At 68.1% G+C, this 15,486-nt stretch carries 14 protein-coding genes and 3 tRNA genes; 11 read left to right on the forward strand and 6 right to left on the reverse strand.

Annotated elements, in window-relative coordinates:
- Positions 1–516 precede the first annotated feature (516 nt).
- From Aco04nite_RS46370 to Aco04nite_RS46385, 4 genes are all read left to right on the forward strand, one after another.
- Complete coding sequence (locus tag Aco04nite_RS46370; protein ID WP_213003561.1) at positions 517–1,362, forward strand: MEDS domain-containing protein; 846 nt, start codon at positions 517–519, stop codon at positions 1,360–1,362.
- Positions 1,349–1,825 carry an ATP-binding protein gene (locus tag Aco04nite_RS46375; RefSeq protein ID WP_213003562.1) on the forward strand — a complete coding sequence of 159 codons (477 nt, stop codon included), beginning with the start codon at positions 1,349–1,351 and terminating at the stop codon, positions 1,823–1,825. Before Aco04nite_RS46370 ends, Aco04nite_RS46375 begins: the two co-directional genes overlap by 14 nt.
- Before the next feature lie 16 nt (positions 1,826–1,841).
- Positions 1,842–2,882 (forward strand): serine hydrolase domain-containing protein, encoded by a 1,041-nt coding sequence (locus Aco04nite_RS46380; protein ID WP_244876796.1) that lies wholly within the window; start codon positions 1,842–1,844, stop codon positions 2,880–2,882.
- Positions 2,883–2,957: 75 nt separating this feature from the next.
- Positions 2,958–3,818, forward strand: coding sequence for a hypothetical protein (locus Aco04nite_RS46385; RefSeq protein WP_213003564.1), 861 nt, complete (start codon positions 2,958–2,960; stop codon positions 3,816–3,818).
- 156 nt (positions 3,819–3,974) lie between these two features.
- On the opposite strand, the gene Aco04nite_RS46390 is transcribed toward Aco04nite_RS46385, so the two are convergent.
- Both Aco04nite_RS46390 and Aco04nite_RS46395 read right to left on the reverse strand, forming a co-directional pair.
- Positions 3,975–5,309 (reverse strand): cryptochrome/photolyase family protein, encoded by a 1,335-nt coding sequence (locus Aco04nite_RS46390; RefSeq protein WP_213003565.1) that lies wholly within the window; start codon positions 5,307–5,309, stop codon positions 3,975–3,977.
- A gap of 9 nt (positions 5,310–5,318) precedes the next feature.
- Positions 5,319–6,224: a phytoene/squalene synthase family protein gene (locus Aco04nite_RS46395; RefSeq protein WP_213003566.1), complete on the reverse strand. Its 906-nt coding sequence runs from the start codon at positions 6,222–6,224 to the stop codon at positions 5,319–5,321.
- A 66-nt stretch (positions 6,225–6,290) separates the two neighbouring features.
- On the opposite strand from Aco04nite_RS46395, the gene Aco04nite_RS46400 reads away from it, so the two are divergent.
- The 7 genes from Aco04nite_RS46400 to Aco04nite_RS46430 all read left to right on the forward strand — a co-directional run bounded on the left by Aco04nite_RS46400 (position 6,291) and on the right by Aco04nite_RS46430 (position 11,076).
- Positions 6,291–7,406: a polyprenyl synthetase family protein gene (locus tag Aco04nite_RS46400; protein WP_213003567.1), complete on the forward strand. Its 1,116-nt coding sequence runs from the start codon at positions 6,291–6,293 to the stop codon at positions 7,404–7,406.
- 18 nt (positions 7,407–7,424) lie between these two features.
- A complete protein-coding gene (gene crtI, locus Aco04nite_RS46405; RefSeq protein ID WP_213003568.1) occupies positions 7,425–8,927 on the forward strand; it encodes a phytoene desaturase family protein in 1,503 nt (500 codons plus the stop codon).
- Positions 8,924–9,511: an isopentenyl-diphosphate Delta-isomerase gene (gene idi, locus Aco04nite_RS46410; protein ID WP_213003569.1), complete on the forward strand. Its 588-nt coding sequence runs from the start codon at positions 8,924–8,926 to the stop codon at positions 9,509–9,511. Before crtI ends, idi begins: the two co-directional genes overlap by 4 nt.
- Positions 9,501–10,475: a MerR family transcriptional regulator gene (locus Aco04nite_RS46415; protein WP_213003570.1), complete on the forward strand. Its 975-nt coding sequence runs from the start codon at positions 9,501–9,503 to the stop codon at positions 10,473–10,475. Before idi ends, Aco04nite_RS46415 begins: the two co-directional genes overlap by 11 nt.
- A 272-nt stretch (positions 10,476–10,747) precedes the next feature.
- Positions 10,748–10,820, forward strand: a tRNA-Glu gene (locus Aco04nite_RS46420).
- A 69-nt stretch (positions 10,821–10,889) separates the two neighbouring features.
- A tRNA-Asp gene (locus tag Aco04nite_RS46425) sits at positions 10,890–10,966 on the forward strand.
- Between the two features lie 33 nt (positions 10,967–10,999).
- Positions 11,000–11,076: transfer RNA gene (locus Aco04nite_RS46430), tRNA-Phe, on the forward strand.
- A 120-nt stretch (positions 11,077–11,196) separates the two neighbouring features.
- Here the strand turns inward: Aco04nite_RS46430 and Aco04nite_RS46435 are convergent.
- From Aco04nite_RS46435 to Aco04nite_RS46450, 4 genes are all read right to left on the reverse strand, one after another.
- Positions 11,197–12,636 (reverse strand): site-specific integrase, encoded by a 1,440-nt coding sequence (locus Aco04nite_RS46435; RefSeq protein ID WP_438875006.1) that lies wholly within the window; start codon positions 12,634–12,636, stop codon positions 11,197–11,199.
- Positions 12,584–12,844 carry a helix-turn-helix domain-containing protein gene (locus tag Aco04nite_RS46440; protein WP_213003572.1) on the reverse strand — a complete coding sequence of 87 codons (261 nt, stop codon included), beginning with the start codon at positions 12,842–12,844 and terminating at the stop codon, positions 12,584–12,586. The genes Aco04nite_RS46435 and Aco04nite_RS46440 overlap by 53 nt, the downstream gene beginning before the upstream one ends.
- A gap of 497 nt (positions 12,845–13,341) precedes the next feature.
- On the reverse strand, positions 13,342–14,496 hold the full coding sequence (locus Aco04nite_RS46445) for a DUF3631 domain-containing protein (RefSeq protein ID WP_308161747.1): 1,155 nt from the start codon (positions 14,494–14,496) through the stop codon (positions 13,342–13,344).
- Positions 14,497–14,519: 23 nt separating this feature from the next.
- Positions 14,520–15,404: a bifunctional DNA primase/polymerase gene (locus Aco04nite_RS46450; RefSeq protein WP_213003574.1), complete on the reverse strand. Its 885-nt coding sequence runs from the start codon at positions 15,402–15,404 to the stop codon at positions 14,520–14,522.
- Positions 15,405–15,486 lie beyond the last annotated feature (82 nt).

Consider the following 15,486-nt stretch of genomic DNA (forward strand, 5'->3'; position numbering starts at 1 on the left):
TCAAAGAACAACCACACACCGAAAACCTGCCGCCTAGCTAGGCGACCCGCTCTCGGGGCACTCGTTCAACTTTACTAGGTCTTCCTGGCCGTGTCAACCGGTTTCTCCCGGTTGGTGCCGTTCGTACCTAGCGCACCCTTCGTCCCGGACTCGTCACGGACTGCGCAGGGCAGCATCGCTACGATCCCGAAGTTCAAAGGATTTGGAAGGACGGCCGGTAGCTGATCTCCCTGGCCCGGTTTCCGGTTACCCGTTTCCCGTTCCCAGTTCGCTTCGCTTGCCTCGCCCGTTTCCCTTCCGGCTCGCAAAACATTACCCGTTGGTTTCCTGGGCTCCAAATCGGCCCCCCGGGTTCCCAGCTGCAGGGTTTTGACCTGCGAAAACGTGAATCGGGTCGACGTGGGCGGCGACGCGGCGTCTCAAATACGGGTACGCAGCGTGAGCGCCGAACCAGGCCGGTGCGTGAGCGTTGTGGCCAGGGGGTAGGAAGTACGTACCTGTGACGAGGGAGGACTCATGGTTGCCACCACACCGGTGGATCGGCTCGCACCGGGCGATCATGCGTGCCTGACCTACTCCGATACCGAGGAGCGGCTGGACATCCTCGCCGCTTTCATCACCGCTGCCAGAGCACGTGGCGACCGTACGATCTGCTTCTCGGAGAAGGCCGACGACCTCCGGGCCGCTCTGCTGGACCGCGGGGTGGACGAGGGGTTCGCCGTCACTCCGGTGGATCAGCTCTGGGGAGCGCGTAAGGCCCCGGACGCCGAGACGATGGTCGAGCTGCTCGCGCGGGAGCTCCGGGCGGCGATCCGTGACGGGCACCGGGGGCTGAGCATCTCCGCGGACATGTGCTGGGCGTCGCGACCACAGGCGAACGCCGAACAGCTGCTCGTCTTCGAGTCCGCGGTCGGGGGGCTTTTCGAGGACGGCCGGTTCACGGCGATCTGCGAGTACGACCGGGAGAGCTTCGACCCGGTCACCCTGGGATACGCGGCACGTGTGCATCCGCGGACGGTGGCGGCGACGGTTTATCACGAGGACGCGGTGTTGCGGATCTGCAGACAGCACGTGCCGCCGGGCGTACGTGTGGCTGGAGAGCTGGACTACACGCGGGCGCAGGCGCTGACCGATGCTCTGGCCGAAGCGGTCCGCCTTGACCGTGACATCCATCTGAACCTCAACCAGCTGGGGTTCATCGACGCCGGCGCTGCCGCGGTCATCCTGCGCACCGCAGCCGGGCTCCCCGACCAGCGCCGGATGGTGGTGGTCTGCGGTGAGCCGATCGAGCGGACGCTGACGATCGCCGGAGCCGCCGAAGTCCCTGCGCTACGGATGTTGGTCCGACATGGTGAACACTGAGCGCACCGGCTCCGTACCGGGCCGGAACATACCGAATCCACCGCCGAGGGCGGCCCAGCCCCGCGCCCGGTCCCGCTCCGAGGTGCCGCGCCGGCTGATCGACCAGACCTTCAACCGCAATGATCTGTACGCCCTGCGCAGCGGGGTCAGCGCCCACGTGACCCAGGTCGCGGACGAGCGTACGGCCGAGGATGTCGTTCTGATCGTCCATGAGCTGTGCAGTAACGCTGTCCGGCACGGTGGTGGCACCGGGCGGCTGCAGGTCTGGGTTGCCGGTGGCGCGCTGCACTGCGAGATCAGCGACAGTGGTCCGGGGTTCGCGCAGCCGGGGTTGGTGGGGCAGGCCCTGCCGGCGCCGTCGCTGCCCGGGGGCCGCGGGTTGTGGATCGCGCGCAAGATGTCGGATCTGCGCATCGTCTCGGATGATTCCGGCACCACCGTCACGGCGACGGTCGCGCTGTAGTGACGGTCGCGCTGCGGTGACGGGGTTCGGCGCGGTGGGCGAGGCGTTCGCGGCGCATCCGAGTGACGGTTCGGCGTTGTGCGTTCTCCGGGACGGCGAGGTCGTCGTGGATCTGCACGAGGGCCGGCGCGATGTCGCGCGCACCCGGCCGTGGGATGCGCGGACGCTGGTCAACGTCTACTCCGTGGGCAAGCCGGTGATCGCCCTGGCGGTTCTGTTGCTGGTGGAACGCGGCCTGATCGGTCTGGACGATCCGATGGCGCGGCACTGGCCGGATTTCAAGACCGAGGTTTCGGTACGCCAGGTGCTGACCCACACGTCCGGCCTGGTGACGTTCCCCGTGAGGCGGGATTCGTCCGCGTGGAGTGACTGGGAGCTGCTCTGCGCCGATCTTGCCGACGCCGAGCCGGAGTGGCCACCGGGGACGGTCGCCGCGGAGCACGCGCTGACGTACGGGCATCTGCTCGGCGAGCTCGTGCGCCGGGTCACCGGACGCGGCCCCGGCGAGTTCGTCAGCGCGGAGATCGCCCGGCCGTGGCGGCTCGATTTCGGCTTCGGGCTCGGTGCGGCCGATTCGGATCGGTGCGCTGAACTGGTGTGGGGTGAACACCGGGCCGAGGACGAGCCGGGTTCGGTGCGCGCGCGGGCGGTGTCCAATCCGGCCGGTGCCCGCGACCTGGGCGTGGTCAACAGCGCGAGGTGGCGCGCGGCTGTCGTACCCGCGGTGAATCTGCATGCGACCGCGGAGTCCGTGGCCCGCATGTACGCGGGTCTGCTCGCCGGCGGCATCCTCGACGGTCATCGTCTGCTCAGCAGCTCCCTCGTCGACGAGATGGTCTCGCCCCAGTTCCGGGGGGTGGACCGCTACATCGGCCGCGAGACGACCTGGGGTCTCGGGGTGCAGATCGAGAGCGACGGCACCTGGGGCATGGGCGGTCTCGGTGGCAGTGCGGCGTGGGCGGACCCGGGCCGTGGCCTGGCGGTCGGCTTCGTGACCCGGTGTCTGGACGACTTCGCCCGGGTTGACGCGATCGAGGCCGCGATCCAGTCGTTGTGACTTCTCATCTGGCCCGCCACCTGACCGATTCTGAACCCCCGCGGAAGAGGAATCACCAAGGTAAAGGGGGCGGTCATGAGGGGGCGATGGCAGACAGGGCTGGTGGCTGCCATCCTCATGGCCGCTGCTCTGGCGCTGCCCGGGGCTTCGTCCGCGGGCAGCGCCGGTCTTACCGCAGCGCCGGCCGGTACCCGTGCCATGTGGGTCTGGGGGAATCAGCCGTCGGCCGAGATCGTGCAGTGGGCGGCGGCCCAGCGGGTGTCGGAGATCTTCGTCTATGTGGCGCCCGATGTGCTCACCAACGGCGATCTCGAGCGCATGCAGGAGATGAAGGAGCGGGCCGACCCGTTGCGGATCAAGCTTCGGGCGCTCGGTGGCGACCCCGCCTGGGTCAGCAATCACGCGGCCGCGCTGTCCTGGCAGCGAACCGTCGTGTCGACCGGGCTCTTCGCCGGCGTTCACCTGGATGTGGAGCCGTACCTCGCGGATGGTTGGACCAGCGATCTGAACGGGACGCTCACGGCGTACCTCAAATTGCTGGCAAGAATGCGGGCGGCGAGCACTCTTCCGCTCGAGGCGGATGTGCCTTTCTGGTTCGGTGAGTACAAGGTCGGGAACAGGAACCTCGCCGATGAGGTGCTGAAACGGGTGAACGCGGTGACCGTGATGAGTTATCGCGACACCGGCACCGGCCCGAACTCGATCGTGGAGATCAGTCAGGACTGGCTGACCCGCGGTAAGGCGGCGGGTAAGCGCGTGCGGCTGGGCGCGGAGACCGAATCGCTTCCGGACTGCCCGCACTGCACGTTCGCCGAGGAGGGTGCCGGCCGGTTGCAGGAAGAGCTGGCCAAGGTGGATGCGGCGACGCGCAGGACGGCGGCGTTCGCGGGAATCGCCGTACACCGATATGGAACCTGGCGGGCGCTCCCGGCCTGATATACACGTCCGTGGAAGCGCTCCCGAATTTCGCCGGGAGAGGTTTTCGACCGCCCTCGGGCGGGCAGGTTGTCGCGGGTCCTACCGGCCATCAACGGACGAACGCAACAAGTCGGCAGGACCCGCTTCCCGCTCCGGCGAACCGGAGTGGAAACCTCACGGCCGCAACCAGACCGCCTCATCGCGATGCGATTCCAGCGGTCCCGGGTAGTCGAGGCCTGAACGCACCGTATCGGGCAGACGCCAGGGTTGGTGCACAGCCTTGCCCCGAACCGACTTCAACTCCGGCACGTAGCGACGAACGTACTCGCCGTCAGGGTCGAAGCGCTCCCCCTGACGGATGGGATTGAACCGCCGGTAGGGCTTGGTGTCGTTGCCGGTGCCGGCGACCCACTGCCAGTTGCCCGAATTGTTGGCCACGTCGCCGTCGTTGAGCCAGCGGAAGAACCATTTCACGCCCTCGCGCCAGTCGAGGTCGAGGTGCTTGGTCAGGAACGCGGCCGTGATCAGCCGGGCGCGGTTGTGCATCCAGCCCTCGGCCATCAGCTGGCGCATCCCGGCATCGACCACGGGCACCCCGGTCAGCCCGTCCTTCCAGTGCTGCAAGGCGTCCGGGTCGTTGCGCCACTCGCGATCGCCCGACTCGCGGTAGGCGGTCGTGGAGATCCGGGGGAACGAGTAGGTCACCTGGTAGTAGAAATCACGCCAGCAGAGCTGCCGGACAAAGGCAGCGGATCCGGGACCGTTCTTCTCCCGCGCGGCGTTCGCCACGGCCAGTGGAGAGAGACAACCGAAGCGGAGGTACGCGCTGAGCCGCGAAGTTCCGTCCGCGGGCATGTCGTCGTGCAGCTCGTCATACGGCCCGAGATGCCCCAGCCAGGTCTTGAGCCGTCGACGGCCCTCGGTCTCACCGCCGTCGACCGCGTCCGGCGACTCCCCCGCCGGCGGTGCGGGCAGGTTCCCGACGTTCACGTCGGGTGGCAACGTGATCTTGCGCGGGGTCGCCACCTCGTCGCGCCACTTCGCCGACTCCCAGGAGCGGTAGTACGGCGAGAAGACTTTGTAGTAGGCGCCACCGCCGCCGGGGCGGACGTCGCCGGGCGACAGGATGTTGGTGCCCGGGAAGAGCTTGAGCGAGATGCGGTGACGCTCGCACTCCTCCTGTAACTGCTGCTCGCGACGTCGCGCGTAGGCGCTGACGTCCTGGGTGAGCGCGACACCGTCCGCCTCGACCTCGCCGGCCAGGCGGATCGTCTCGGCGACCGGGTCACCCTCGCGGACGACCAGGTCACCGCCGCGCGCCCGGAGGCTCTCGCGCAGATCGGCCAGGCTCTGGTGCAGGAAACGGGCCCGGTTGGGTGAGAGCTGCTGCAGCTTCGGGTCCAGCACGAACAGCGGCACGACGGTTTCGGCGTTGGCGCAGGCGGAGGCGAGTGCCGGGTTGTCGTGGGTACGCAGGTCACGGGTGAAGAGCACGATTGCCGTACGCATATCTGCCTCTCAGCCTCGCACCAGAGCCGGCAGCGGGGTCCCGGACCTGGTCAGCAGTGAGCGGGCCGCCACCCGGACCCGGGTCTGGTTGGGCACCGTGGCGCGGCGCACGAAGACGTCGTAGTCGGCGGCGACAACCTCGTCGAGGATGCCCGCATAGAGCTGGTACGCCGTCCGCATGCAGGCCTGCGACCCGGGCAGGAGCAGCGGGATGCCCGGTGCCGCGGCCGCGTAGTGCCCGTCGGCGCGGGCCACTTCGGCCTTGATCAGGGCCTTGATCGCTGGGGTCGAGCGGCCGGCGGCGCGGGCGGCGAGCAGGTCGTCGCGCGTCACCCCGAACTCGGCGAGGTGCTCGTCGGGCAGGTAGGTGCGACCACGGTCGAGGTCCTCGCCGACGTCGCGGATGAAGTTGGTCAGCTGGAACGCGATGCCGAGCTGCCGGGCGGGCTCACGGGCCGCGCCCGGGTCGCTCGAGCCGAGGATCGGCAGCATCATCGTGCCGATGACAGCGGCTGAGCCCTCCATGTATTCGAGCAGGTCGTCGTAGGTGGCATAGGACGTCACTGTGAGATCCATCGCCATGCTGTGCAGGAACGAGTCGAAGTCGTCGACGCTCAGGTCGAAGACCGCGATCGTGTGCAGCACCGCGGGCAGCAGCGGGTCGTCGCCGCGCTCACCACGCAGGCCGGCCACGAACCGGTCGGACCACTCGGTCAGCAGGGCGGCCCGCTCGGCGGGCGGCAGCTCCTCGGTGCGGTCGACGATCTCGTCGGCGTAGCGGGTGAATCCGTAGAGCGCGTGGACATGACGGCGCTTCCACGCGGGTAGTAGGCGGGTGGCCAGGTAGTAGGTGCGGCCGTGGCTGCGGTGCAGCTCGCGGCACCGCTCGTAGGCGGCTTCAAGATCCGTCTCCACGTTCCCACCCTCAATTAAATCGACTCAGCAATCGACGCAACAGGCAGCCTACGGTAATCTCGGCGCGTGGCCAACGACATCCTCTCCGGAAAGTCCCGGGGTGGAATACCTCGTCAACCGCTCCCGGCACTCGCCGCGGAGGGGTTGCTGAAGGCTGTCGAAGCCACGCTGGAGGACTTCCTCGCCCACCAGGTCACGGCGCTCGACGAGGTCGACCTCGACCTGGGCGGGTTCGCGCGCACCACCCGGGATCTCGTGCTCGCCGGCGGCAAACGACTCAGGCCGACGTTCGCCTACTGGGGCTGGCGCGGTGTGATCGGCACCCACGAGCCCATCGGCCCGGTTCTGCCTGCCCTCGGCGCCCTTGAGCTGATGCACACCTTCGCCCTGGTCCACGACGACGTGATGGACGAGTCGGCGACCCGCCGCGGCCGGCCCACCGCGCATCGGCTCTTCGCCGCGCAGCACCGCGACGCCGGACGGATCGGCGACGCGAAGCGCTTCGGGGCCTCCTCGGCGATCCTCGTCGGTGACCTCTGCCTCGTCTGGGCCGACCAACTGCTCGCCCAGACCGCCCTGACCACGGCGACGCTGTTCGCGGTCCGTGCCTGCTACGACCGGATGCGCATCGAAGCCGTCGCGGGGCAGTATCTCGATGTGCTCGGCGAGAACCAGCCCGCGCAGTGGTCCCTCGACCAGGCGCTGCTCGTGGCCCGCTACAAGACCGCGAGCTACACGGTGCAGCGTCCCCTGCAGTTCGGCCTCGCGCTCGCCGGGCGGTCCCGCGACGAGACCGGCGCGATCGACGAGGCCTACCACCGCTACGGGATCGCGGTCGGGGAGGCGTTCCAGCTCCGCGACGACCTGCTCGGGGTCTACGGCGACCCGGCAGTGACCGGCAAACCGGCCAGCGACGATCTGCGTACCGGGAAGCCCACCGCTCTTCTGATGATCGCTCAGCAACTGGGCGCCTCCTTCGACCTGGAAACACCGGCGACGGCTGATCAACTCGAGCATCAGGCCGAGATCATCGTCGAGACCGGGGCCGTCGCCCAGGTCGAATCACTGATCCTGCAACGTGTCGAGCAGGGGGTCGCCGCGCTGGCCGGCGCTCCCATCCACGACGACGCGCGGGCCGCGCTCACCGAACTCGCCGTCACGGCAACCCACCGACCGGCATGACCCCCTGGAGCTGTTGACGTGCGAAAAGTAACCGGAGCTACCGATCACGTGGTCGTGGTCGGGGCCGGACTCGGCGGACTGGCGTGCGCGCTGCACCTGGCCGCGGCCGGACGACAGGTGACCGTCGTCGAACGCGAGTCCGTCCCGGGCGGCCGCAACGGGCGGCTCGCCGTCGACGGCTATCAGTTCGACACCGGACCCACGGTGCTGACCATGCCGGAGTTGATCGAGGAGCCGCTGGCCGCCGTCGGCGAGAAGCTGTCGGACTGGCTGGAGCTGACGCCGGTCGACCCCGCGTACCGCGCGTACTACCCCGACGGATCCACGCTGGATGTGCTCACCGACACCGTCCGGATGGCCGCCGAGATCTCCCGCGTCTGCGGACCCCGCGAGGCCGACGGATACCTGCGGTTCGTGGAGTTCGCCCGGCAGCTTTGGAAGCTCGAACGGGACAACTTCATCGACCGGAACCTCGACAGCCCCGTCGACCTGATGAACCTCAACGTCGTCAAGCTCCTCGGCATGGGGGCGTTCCGGCGGCTCCAGCCGAAGATCAACCAGTACTTCCGCGATCCGCGTACCCAACGGATCTTCTCCTTCCAGGCCATGTACGCAGGCCTGGCGCCGCACGACGCCCTCGCGATCTACGCGGTCATCGCGTATCTCGACTCCGTCGCCGGGGTGTACTTCCCGAAGGGCGGCATGCACGCGGTGCCCCGGGCACTGGCGGGCGCGGCCGAGAAGCACGGCGTGCAGTTCCGTTACGACACCACCGTGGCTCGCGTCGACATCGCCAACGGGCGCGCCACGGGTGTGATCACCAACACGGGCGAGCGCATCCCGGCCGACGTCGTCGTGCTCAACCCGGACCTCCCGATCGCCTACCGCGATCTGCTCCCGGAGACGAAGCGGACGCGCAAGCTCGTCTACTCGCCGTCGTGCGTGGTGCTGCACATCGGGTCGGACCGCACCTACTCGAAGATCGCCCACCACAACATCCACTTCGGATCCGCGTGGAAGGGCACGTTCGACGAGGTCATCCACAAGGGGCTGCTCATGAGCGACCCGTCCCTGCTGGTCACCAACCCGAGCCGCACCGACCCCGGCGTCGCCCCGGAAGGCCGGCAGACCTACTACGTGCTGGCACCCACCCCCAACCTCGACAGGGCACCCTTCGACTGGAAGGGCGGGCTCGGCCGGCGGTACGCGGATGAGCTGCTGGGCGTCCTCGAACAGCGCGGCTACATCGGCTTCCGGGACGGTGTCGAGGTCGAACGGATCGTCACCCCGGACGACTGGGCCGAGCAGGGCATGGCGGCGGGCACACCGTTCGCCTCGTCACACACGTTCGCGCAGACCGGACCGTTCCGCCCCGGCAACCTGCACCCGACACTGCCCAATGTGGTGTTCACGGGTTCGGGAACGCAGCCGGGTGTGGGCGTACCCATGGTATTGATCTCTGGAAAGCTGGCAGCGAGCCGCGTGGCCGGTCCACTGCAAGGGGAAGGGGTACGGCTGTGAGTGTCCCGCTCGCTCGGGAGGGGCACCTCGTCGAACTCGTCGACCCGGACGGTCTCGCCGTCGGACAGACCACCGTCGACGAGGCGCACCGCGCCCCGGGGCGGCTGCACCGGGCGTTCTCCGTCTTCCTGCTCGACCCCGAGGGCCGCGTCCTGATCCAGCAGCGGGCGGCGACCAAGACCCGCTTCCCGCTGCGCTGGGCCAACACGTGCTGCGGCCATCCGCTGCCCGGCGAGGCCCTCCCGGTCGCCGCGGAACGTCGCCTGCACGAGGAGATCGGACTTGCGGGTGTCTCACTCTCCGAGGTCGGCGTCTACTCCTATTACGCGGAGGATCCGACAACAGGCCGGGTGGAGTACGAGTACGACCACGTCCTGCTCGGCCATGTCCCCGCCGCCTTCGACGACGGCGTCGTCCCCGACCCCGACGAGGTGGCAAGCCTGCGCTGGGTCTCCCTCGACGAGCTCACCACAGCGATCATGAACGACCCCCGGGCCCACGCCCCCTGGCTGCCCGGCGTCACCGAGCGGCTCCAACGCTTCCTCGAAGCCGACGACACCGCGGAGTGGTCAGGTGGCCGATGAGGCCCTGACGGCCGGAGCAGTCGCCCGCCGCCTGGGCGTCGCCGTCACCACTCTGCGTACCTGGCACCAGCGCTACGGCCTGGGCCCGAGCCATCACGTCCCGGGCCAGCACCGGCGCTACACCCCCGAGGACCTTGAACGCCTCCAGGTGATGCGGCGGCTCACCGGACAGGGCGTGGCTCCGGCTGAGGCTGCTGCCTGGGCCAGGCGCGTTCCCATACCCCTGGACCCCGGCCCCGTGGTGCCCCCTCCGGTCCTTACTCCGGCTTCTTCTGAGGTCGCTTGGCCTGAGGTTGCTGATGGACTCAGGGTCACTGCCCGTGATGGCGGCGGGCATACCATTCGTACGGGCAGAGCGGGGCCGGTCGCCCGTGGAGCTGCCCGCGCCGTCATGCGCCTCGACGCCCCGGCCCTGCGCGACATCCTCGAGATGAACGTGGCCAACCACGGCGTCATCGCCACCTGGGACGAGGTCATCACACCGATCCTGGTCGGCGTCGGCGAACGCTACGAGGCAACCGACCGCTACATCGAAGTCGAGCACCTGATCTCACGTACCGTCACCGAGGTTCTGACCATGGTGAGCCGGCCCGCGAGCAACGTCGTACCCCGCGTGATGCTCGCGGCAGCCGACGAGGAACAGCACACGTTGCCGTTGGAGGCGCTCGCTGCCGCTCTTGCTGAGACGGGGGTGCCGACCCGGTTCCTGGGGCCGCGGGTGCCTCCACGGGCGCTGGCCGAGGCGGTGGCCCGGACAGGACCCGTTGCCGTTGTTCTCTGGTCGCAGCTGCCGCGGACGGGTGACGTGTCCCAGTGGGATCACCTTCTCACCGGCAGGCACAGTCCGCTGCTGGTGGCGGCTGCTGGGCCCGGGTGGCCTGCCGAGCTTCCTGCTGGGGTGGTGCGGCTGGGCTCGCTGGCTGAGGGCGTGCGGATGGTCTCTGCGGCCGCTATCTCGCGCTGAGCCGCTTCTTGCTGCCTGCCACCGCCTCCTGCGGCTGCTTTCTGGTGCTTTCTGGTGCGCTTTCTACGGCTTTCTGTGGCGCCGACCACAGTTGATCTCGGTGGGGACGTCGGGGTGCTGGCGTTCACGCAGGTCAGCGCGCTTTTATTGGGGTCCGCGATACCGGTTTGGATGACGGGGCGGCCATCACGTATGCTTTTGGAGCCTCAAGCGGGGCCGCCCGGTTGGGGCTTACGCCGCAGCAGTTGCGAATGTGCAATGATGGCGAAGTTGCCCTCATCGTCTAGTGGCCTAGGACGCCGCCCTTTCAAGGCGGTAGCACGGGTTCGAATCCCGTTGGGGGTACGGACCGGCAACGGTCAGCATGTGCAAGAATGAGTACCAGCAACACCGAGCAGTAAAAAGTAGTAGCAAGGTCCTGTGGAGCAGTTGGAGTGCTCGCCGCCCTGTCAAGGCGGAGGTCGCGGGTTCAAGTCCCGTCAGGACCGCCACAAAGCCAGCCGCAATCACCACCGAGCGGCAACGGCCAGGTAGCTCAGTTGGTACGAGCGTCCGACTGAAAATCGGAAGGTCGGCGGTTCGACCCCGCCCCTGGCCACCAAGCCTCTCGCCGGGCTTTGAGCATCGCCCACCTGCGGAAACGCCGGGTGGGCGTTTTGCTTTCCCGAATGCTTCGCCCCGGCAGAACGACTATCCCACCGGGGCGTTGCTCACGGATTGCTCACACGGCGTCTCGGCGAGGCCTGTGACGCGTCACGAGGTCCGCCGCTTTCCCCACCTGTTCGGCTGCATCCCTTCGCATCAAGTGCGCGTAGACCCGTCGCGTGACCTCGGGCGACGAATGACCGAGGATCATCTGCACGATCTCGATCGGCACCCCGCCTGCCAGCATGAGCGAGCAGGCGCCGTGCCGGGTGTCGTGGAGCCGCACCATGGGGAGCCCACAGGCTGACACATGCTGCTCGAAGGCGACCGTCACCCGGTCGGGCCTGAGAGGTAGACCGTCCGGCCGGCAGAACACGAGATCATGATCGTCATAGTCGATACCGAGAAACTCGCGCTCGAGACGCTGCGCGGCACGGTGCCGCACCAGGGCTTCCTGCGCGGGCGGGGCGAGCGGCACCCACCTCCGGCCCTTGCGGGACTTCGGAGACTTGAACAACCGGCCGACGTGCTCGACGCCGCACACCGGGCATCGCACCTGGGTCGGGGTCACCTGCGAGCGGGTGACGGACACGATGGTCTGCCGGACTCGTAGACCGGCGCCGTCGGGGTCGATGTCTGCCCATCGCAGGCCGCACAGCTCGGCCCGGCGCATGCCCGCGTACGCCGCCAGCTCATAGAGCGCCGAGAGCCTGTCGTCGTAGACGTGTTCCAGGAACCGCGCGGTTTCCTCGGGCTGCCACACGGTGGGTTCTTCGTCCTCTTCGCCCGTCGACAGGGCTATGGCGTCCATGCGACCGACCGCAGGGTTGATGGCGATCAGTTCTCGTCGCTGAGCCGCGGAGAGGGCAGCACGGATCGTCCGGCGATACCCCTCAACGGTGCTGGGTGACCGCTGAGTCACCCACCGGCCCACATTCCCTATTGGCCGTTCGCTGTCCAGCGGGGCGGACAGCAAAGCCAGCACCCGCTCGATGTGGCTGCGTCGGATGTCGCGAAGCAGAACGTGCCCGAGTAGCGGTTTCCAGGCGTCGCGGACGTGGCCGCGGTAGTTCTTGACCGTGTTGACGGATCGCTGCGCAGCGATCAGCTCACCAAGCCATTGATCGAGCCACGTGCCAAGCGTCATGTTCCGGTCGTCGACCCAGGTTCCCGCGTCGAGCTTCGCCAACTCAGCCGTCAGGGCTTCCTCAGCCTCGGCCTTCGTCTTGAACCCTGACCGCGGAATCTGCCGGCGCTTCCCGGTCGCCGGATCGGTGCCAGCGTCCACGGTGAAGCCCCACGACCCGTGCGGCTTCCGACAGTTCTTGACGCGCTTACCCCCAGCGTCACGGCACTGGCAGCGCTTGTAGACGGAGCCTCGCAATCGGTTTCCTCTCTGATCAGGCAGCAGGCCACCCCGAGCGTCGCGGCGTTTCGGGGCGGCCTGCTGGTGAATGACGGGGTCAGGCTGACTTCGCGGCGGGGGCCGGATCAGCCTGCGCATCGAGCCAGGCATGGAACCGATGGATCGGGATGACCCAGCGGGCGCCGAGCTTCTTCGCGGGGATGTCGCCGGCTCGGATCAACGCGTAAGTGCCGCCGAGGTTGAGCTGGAGCAGTGCAGCGACCTGTTTGACGGTGTAGACCGCAGGCCCGGTCGAGCGGGGTGACACATCTGCGGGTACCTCGACGGCAGCTTGAGTGAGTTCGATGACGTTGGTCACCTGTGTTGCCTCCCGTGCGAATCGTGCGGTGGGCCGCAGAACGGCCCTACGCGCCCGTTCTGCGCATGGCGGTGGTTCGTCGGGTGTCTCAGCGCGCCCGTGTCGATGCGGGTTCGATGCAGGTTGATCGCGTACGGCTTGGCGGGTGGCTGGTTTGGGCGCCAAGCCGTACAAGCCGTACGCGATCTACGTTTTTGCAGCTCAGGGTGCGTACGGCTTTTGGGGTCGCGTACGGCTTAGCCGTACACACGGTCTACCCCGTACGGCTTGCACCGCCGGACCTACCGGTCGAAGAGTGCCAATGACCTGCGGAAACGTAGCTCTGCGAAGGTCGCGTACGGCTTGCTGCGCGTACGGCTTGCAGGGGTGCTGGTGGAGGGGTCAAGCCGTACAAGCCGTACGGGATCTCCGTTTTCGCAGTTCAGGGTGCGTACGGCTTGTAGAGATCGCGTACGGCTTAGCCGTACGCACAGGAGCGGCGGTGGTTGGTGTACGGCTTAAGCCGTACGCGTCTGGAAAAGCCGTACGTTGTCTGAGCTGGGGTTTTGTGGGTCTGCGTACGGCTTGTACGGCTTGTACGGCTCGGTGGCGGGAACATCTTCCGGCGGGCAGTAGCGCTGCCACGCGTCGGTGAACCAGTCCCGCTGGAAGCCCTTTACGCGGCCGGTCGGCTGCAAAAACGTAATGTTCTCGGAGCCGATCTCGTATTCCTTGAGCAGCACGCCGAGTTTCATGGGGGTCAGGCCGGCGCCGTTGTTGTACTCGGCCCACGGCGACTCGGTCAGGCCTTTGAGTCGTTCCAGCAGCACCGTGCTGGGGATGGCTTCGAGGTCGGCGAAGGCGGTCCGGCAGTCAATCAGCAGCCGCAGCCGGTCCGAGTACTCAGCGTCGCCTTCGCGGGCGGCGTTGAGAGCCTGTGCGGCGCGGCGAGCGCGTTCGGGCCAGTTCCCGCCGGCGAGGTCGGCGACGGCGATCAGGGGTTCCCAGGTGTCGGCGGCTCGGTCTTCGAGCGGCATGGCGGGTTCGGCATTCTCCAGTTCGGTCAGGTTCGGTCGTAGCCACGAAGACAGGTCTTCTGCGAGCTGCCGCAGAGCGGGACCGTCCCGGCGCGACCGGAACGGCTCGACCTCCTCCGATTTGGTGCGGCGACGCATTTTGACGATCACGGCGCGGTCCTCGATGGTGTCGGGCATCGACCCGATACCGGCCAGTGCTGCCATGGCGAAGGTGGGGATCCGTTCGAGTTCCTTCTTCTGGTGGTCCCAGCGGGTCATCGGCCGGTTGCGCTGGTGACCCGCGTTGAGTAGGCCGCGGAGTTCCTCGTTGGCTTCGGCTGCCTTACCGCCGAACACGGTGTCGGCTTCGTCGAGCAAGATCGTGGGCGGGTCGACATCGCCGATCGAGCGGCAAATCGCGGCGGTAGAGGAGTTGACCGTCATGAACGGCCGATAGCAGGTGCCGTCCACGACGTCGAGCAGTCGGGACTTGCCGCACCGCTTTTCCGGGGCCTTGATGACCAGCCGGGGGGCATGGGTCCATGCCTGCTGTGCATGGGTAGCGGCGATCCACAACACGATCGCGTCGGTCGTCTCGGTGCTGGGCAGGATCAAGTACTTTTTCAGCACGGCGTGGAGGCGGTCGAGGACGGCCACACCGTTGGATACCTCAGGGTCGGTCACGCCGCGATCCCTTCTGTGGCAACGTGTTCCGCCCGGAACCCGCCAAGGATCGCGGCTTGGATGTCCCGGTGGATCTGCTGTGCGCTCACACCGGCGTCGTAAAGCGCTTCATACGCGGCGGCGGGGGCGAGGGCGCCCACGGCGACCATCCGGGCTACCCCGCGGGCAGCGCCGTAGAGGGTGGTGCGGCGGCGGCCTTCGGGGGCGTTCGCGACCGCGGTCAGGTGCGCGCTAAGCAGGGCATCAGGTGATGAGATGCCCCCGCCCGCGGACATCGGCGTCGGCGGGGTGGGGCCGGTGCGGGTCATAGCCGGGGGCGCCTCGATCGGCTGGCACGCGGCGAGCAGCGGCGGGGGCATCTCAACCACACCTCGATCCCCGACCTGCCGGTACGGGCGCCGGGTGATCGGGTGGATCGAGGGTGGCGCGACCACGTACCCGCCATCGGCCTTCACGTCGATCCCGAGGTGGCCGCGGAGTTTGGCGCCGAGCGGGACGCCGGGATGGCGGTAGTAGAGGTGCCAGCCGTTGGCCCCGGTGAGTACGCATCGGGTGGCGGGCATCAGTTCGGGCAGGATCCGGCCGCCGTTGCGCGGGTCGATGTCCACCACGGCGATCCGCGCTGCGGTGCCGGTGCGGATCGCGAGCAACCCGGTCGGGACCGCGGCGAGCATGGCCCGGATCCGGTCGGGGTCGAGGGTGGCGGCGTAGAAGCCGTGACAGGTCAGATGACCGCAGCCCTGCGGGTCGTGGCTGGCGTCGCCTTTCGGGCAGGCCGGGCAGTTCGCGACCGGGCGTTTCGTACGCCCGAGCAGGAACACGGGAAGGCCTTCGTCGGCGAGCGCGACGGCGGCGGACAACAGTGGGCCGGTATCAGGCATGCGCAGGTCCTCTCGGTTTTCAAGGAAGGGTTTTCAGGCGGCGGAACGCCGTCCTCTTCGCACTTGTGGACACGCCGGCGGC

It is taken from the genome of Winogradskya consettensis (genome assembly GCF_018332715.1).
In the GTDB taxonomy this organism is placed as follows: Bacteria; Actinomycetota; Actinomycetes; order Mycobacteriales; family Micromonosporaceae; genus Actinoplanes; species Actinoplanes consettensis.